Here is a 4,226-nt window from a genome sequence, read left to right on the forward strand (position 1 = left end):
CTTCGCAAGGGCGCCAAGGGGTTGGTCAAGGCGTTCGGACCGGAACGGGCGAAGGCGCTGTTCGACCTCGCCTTCGAGGCGCGGGGTCTGGTGCTCGACATCATCGAGCGCCACGGCATCGACTGCGATCTTCGCCTGACCGGTCATCTGGTCGGCGCGGTCAACGGCTCGGACATGCGAGACTTCGAGGAGGAGGCCGAGTGCCTCGCCAAGGTGATGAACTTTCCGCATGTCGAGATCCTGTCGGCGGCGGAGGCGCGGCGAATGGTCGACACGCCCTATCACGGCGCATCCTTCGAAAAGCTCGGCGGCCACATGCACCCGCTGAACTACACGCTGGGCCTCGCGCGCGCCGCTTCCGCCGCAGGTGTTGCCATCCACGAGAACTCGGTTGCGGTGCGCCTCGAGCGCGAGCCGTCCATCCGCGTGTTCACCGACAAGGGCTCGGTCCGCGCCCGGCATGTCGTGCTGGCAGGCGATGCGCTGCTCGAGGGACTGGAGCCGCGCGTCAACAGCCGCATCATGCCGATCGGCAACTACATCGTCGCCACCGAACCACTGGAGGGCGAACGCAATGTCATCCCGTCCAATGTCGCGGTTTCCGACACGCTCTTCGTGGTCAACTACTACCGCATGTCGGCGGACGGCCGCCTGCTGTTCGGCGGCGGCGAGCGCTATACGCCGTCGCCGCCGGCCGATATCGCCGGCTTCGTTCGGCCGCATATGGAAAAGACCTTTCCACAGCTCAAGGGCTGCCGGATCGATCACGCCTGGGGCGGCCTGGTGTCGGTGACGACATCGCGCCTGCCGCATGTCGGGCACTATGGCGAGGTCTATTTCGCGCATGGCTATTCCGGCAAGGGCGTCATCCTGTCGACGCTGTCGGGCAAGCTGCTCGCGGAAGCGATCACGGGCGACGCCTCGCGGCTCGACCTGTTCTCGACGCTGACGCCACTGCCGTTCCCAGGCGGCACCGCGTTGCGCGGGCCGCTCTATGTGCTGGGCATGTTGTGGTACGCCATGCGCGACCGGCTGAGGCATTGATGCGCCGGCTTTCCCGGCCGCGTCGGCATGGCTAATGTCCTGGCGCCGGGGATGAATCCCGGCGCGGTTGGCGTTCGTCATTGTGGGTCGGTGACAGGGTCGCGGCAAAGGAAGAGCGATGAATATCGAGCCGGGCAAACTGACCAAGAAGCAGCGACACGAGCTTATCCTGTCGGAGGTCAGGCGCTCGGCATCGATCCGCATCTCCAAGCTCGCCCGGCGCATCGGAGTCGCCGGCGAGACCATCCGCCGCGATCTCATCGAGCTCGGCGAGGCCGGGCTGATCAACCGCACCTATGGCGGCGCGACGATCTCGCTGATGACGTCCGAGCCGGTGATCGCCGAACGCGGCCTCACCATGGTCGAGGAGCGCGCCCGCATCGGGCGGGGCGCTGCCGGCCTGATCGAGAAAGGCGGCATCGTGATGATCGATGGCGGATCGACCACCTACGAGGTCGCGCGCGGCCTCTCCCTGCTCGGCCGGGAACTCACGATCATCACCAACTCCATCGGTGTCGCCTCGGTTGCCGGCGCCAATCCGGGCTTTCGCGTGATCCTTTGCCCCGGCACCTATGACAGCCGCGAGGCCGCCGTGCTCGGTGAGGACACGGTCGAATTCGTACACCGCTACAATGCCGACATCGCCATCATTGGCGCTTCGGCCGTGAATGCCGAAGGGCCGAGCGATATGATCTCCGGCGCGGCGGCGGTGAAGCGGGCGATGATGGCGCGATCGCTGTCGACGATGCTGGTCGTCACCAACGACAAGTTCGGCCGCAGCAGCCTAGAACGGGTCTGCGCTTTGAGTGAGCTTTCCGATGTCGTCACCGACAGCGAGCCGGCGCCGGAACTCCGCGCCGCGATCGAGGAGGCGGGCGCCGAGCTTCACGTCTTTGCCGGCTGACGGAGCCGGCGCAGCCAATCGGACTTCAAGCCGGAAACAGGAATGCCGAAGCGGGATCGAAGAAGATCTGCCGGCCCGAAGCGGCATCGGCGCTGTCCGGCTCCGCGGCGTCCGAGGTCGGCCTGACGTCGATCTCGTCGCCCGACGCGGTGCGCGCCACGACGCGGCGGCGGTCACCGAAGAAGGCGGCGTCGACGATCTCGACGGCGAGCGACGCGTTTCCCGGCACTCCCGCCAGGCGGAAGGCTTCCGGCCGCACCATCAGCCTGGCCTTCTGACCGCGGTCGAGCTTGTGGGTCGCTTTCACACCCTTGACGATCGAGCCATCGGACAGCCGCACCACGGCAGCGCCATTCTCGGTTTCGAGATGCTCGACGGCCAAGAAATTGGAATTGCCGATGAAGCCGGCGACGAATTCGTTCGCGGGCCTCAGATAGAGGTCCTCGCCGGTGCCGATCTGCGCGATGCGTCCGCTCCTGAACAGGGCGATCCGATCGGAAAGATGCAGAGCCTCCTCCTGGTCGTGCGTGACATAGAGGATGGTGACGCCTGTCTCGTGGTGGATGCGGCGGATCTCGGCCTGGATTTCCTGGCGCAGCTTCTTGTCGAGCGCCGACAGCGGCTCGTCCATCAGAAGGATCGGCGGATCGTAGGCGAGCGCGCGGGCAAGCGCCACGCGCTGCTGCTGGCCACCCGACAGCGCGCCCGGATAGCGGTCGGCGAAACTGTCGAGGCGCACCAGCGCGAGCATGTCGGCGACCTTGCGCTTCACCTCGCTGTCCGGCCTGCGGCGCACGCGCAGCGGAAACGCCACATTCTCGGCAACGCTCAGATGCGGGAACAGCGTGTAGCGCTGGAAGACCATGCCGATGTTGCGTTTGTGGGAAGGCACTGCGAGCAGTGACTTGTCTTCAAGCAGCACGTCGCCGGAGGTCGGGTCCTGGAAACCGGCGATCGCATAGAGCGTCGTCGACTTGCCGGAACCCGAGGGTCCCAGGAACGTCAGGAATTCGCCCTTGGGCACGTCGATGGTGACGTCATGGACGGCGACGAAGCCGCCGAACGTCTTTCTCACCGCGCGTATGGAGAGGAATGGCCGGGTCATCTGGACAGTTTTCTGCGAAGGAGTGCGGTCACGATCATCAGGCATAAGGTGAGGCCGACGAGCAGGCTGGAGGCGGCGGCGACGACCGGGCTGAGGTCGGCGCGCAGGCTGCCCCATATCTTGACCGGCAAGGTCTGCAAGGTGGGGCTTGCCATGAAGATCGCCACCACCACCTCGTCCCACGAGGCGAGGAAGGAAAAGATCGCGGCCGAGAAGATGCCGATGCGGATCGAGGGCAGCGTGATCCTCAGCCTCGCATGCAGCGGGCTGGCGCCGCAGACGATCGCCGCGTCCTCGATGGATTTGTCGAAGCCTTCGAGCGCGGTTGCGATCGGAATGATGGCGAAGGGCAGCGCCAGGATGGTGTGGGCGATGACAAAGCCGATCGTGGTGCCGGCAAGGCCGATGCGCAGGAAGAAGGCGTAGATGGCGATGGCGAAGACCACGACCGGCAGCACCATCGGTGTCAGCAGCAATCCGCGCAGCAATTGCCGCCCGGGAAACTCGCCCCTGACCAGGCTGAAGGATGCAAGCAAGCCGATCAGCACCGACAAGATTGCGGCCATCGCAGCGATGCGCGCGCTGGTCAGCGCCGCGTCGATCCAGGCCGGGTCGGCCAGCAATTCCTGGTACCATTTCAGCGTCCAGCCGGGCGGCGGGAAGGCCAGCCAGCGCGACGAGCCGAACGACAAAAGGACGATGAAGACCACCGGCAGCAGGAGGAAAGCGGCGACCAGCGCGGTGAAGCCGGCAAGTGCTGCGCGCAGCCATCCAAGCCGGTCGTAATCGAGCAGCATCTCAGAGCCCTCCGGCCAGACGTCGGGCGCCGACGAGGCGAAGCTGGATCGCATAGAGCGCCATGGTGACGACAAGCAGCACGAAGGCGGTCGCGCTGCCCAGCCCCCAGTTGAGCAGCGACTGCACCGTCTGGGCGATCATCTCGGCGAGCATCATGTTCAACGTGCCGCCGAGCAGCGCAGGCGTCACGAAATAGCCGAGCGACATGACGAAGACCATCAGCCCGCCGGCGGCGATGCCGGGCAGCGACAGCGGCAGCAGGATGCGGCGGAAGGCCTGGAGAGGGCTTGCGCCGCAAAGGGCTGCGGCGCGCAGCGTCATCGGGTCGATGGCGCGCAGCGTGCCGACCAGCGGCAGGATCATGAAGGGCAGCAT

5 protein-coding genes are annotated in these 4,226 nt (G+C 66.1%); 2 read left to right on the forward strand and 3 right to left on the reverse strand.

The annotated features are described in order from the left end of the window. Together EOA38_RS29455 and EOA38_RS29460 are read left to right on the forward strand one after the other, a co-directional pair. Positions 1–1,044 (forward strand): FAD-binding oxidoreductase (locus EOA38_RS29455; RefSeq protein ID WP_145966114.1); only part of this gene is annotated, 1,044 nt, incomplete at its 5' end. 118 nt (positions 1,045–1,162) lie between these two features. Continuing rightward, positions 1,163–1,948: a DeoR/GlpR family DNA-binding transcription regulator gene (locus tag EOA38_RS29460; RefSeq protein ID WP_245464874.1), complete on the forward strand. Its 786-nt coding sequence runs from the start codon at positions 1,163–1,165 to the stop codon at positions 1,946–1,948. A gap of 25 nt (positions 1,949–1,973) precedes the next feature. Here the strand turns inward: EOA38_RS29460 and EOA38_RS29465 are convergent, their stop codons facing one another. The 3 genes from EOA38_RS29465 to EOA38_RS29475 form a co-directional block, all read right to left on the reverse strand. Beyond that, positions 1,974–3,053, reverse strand: a complete 1,080-nt coding sequence (locus EOA38_RS29465; protein ID WP_126091829.1) for an ABC transporter ATP-binding protein — start codon at positions 3,051–3,053, stop codon at positions 1,974–1,976. Beyond that, positions 3,050–3,850: an ABC transporter permease gene (locus EOA38_RS29470; protein ID WP_127300885.1), complete on the reverse strand. Its 801-nt coding sequence runs from the start codon at positions 3,848–3,850 to the stop codon at positions 3,050–3,052. The genes EOA38_RS29465 and EOA38_RS29470 overlap by 4 nt, the downstream gene beginning before the upstream one ends. 1 nt (position 3,851) lies before the next feature. Beyond that, a partial coding sequence (locus EOA38_RS29475) for an ABC transporter permease subunit (RefSeq protein ID WP_127300886.1) occupies positions 3,852–4,226 on the reverse strand: 375 nt, incomplete at its 5' end.

The organism is Mesorhizobium sp. M1E.F.Ca.ET.041.01.1.1 (genome assembly GCF_003997355.1).
GTDB lineage: Bacteria > Pseudomonadota > Alphaproteobacteria > Rhizobiales > Rhizobiaceae > Mesorhizobium.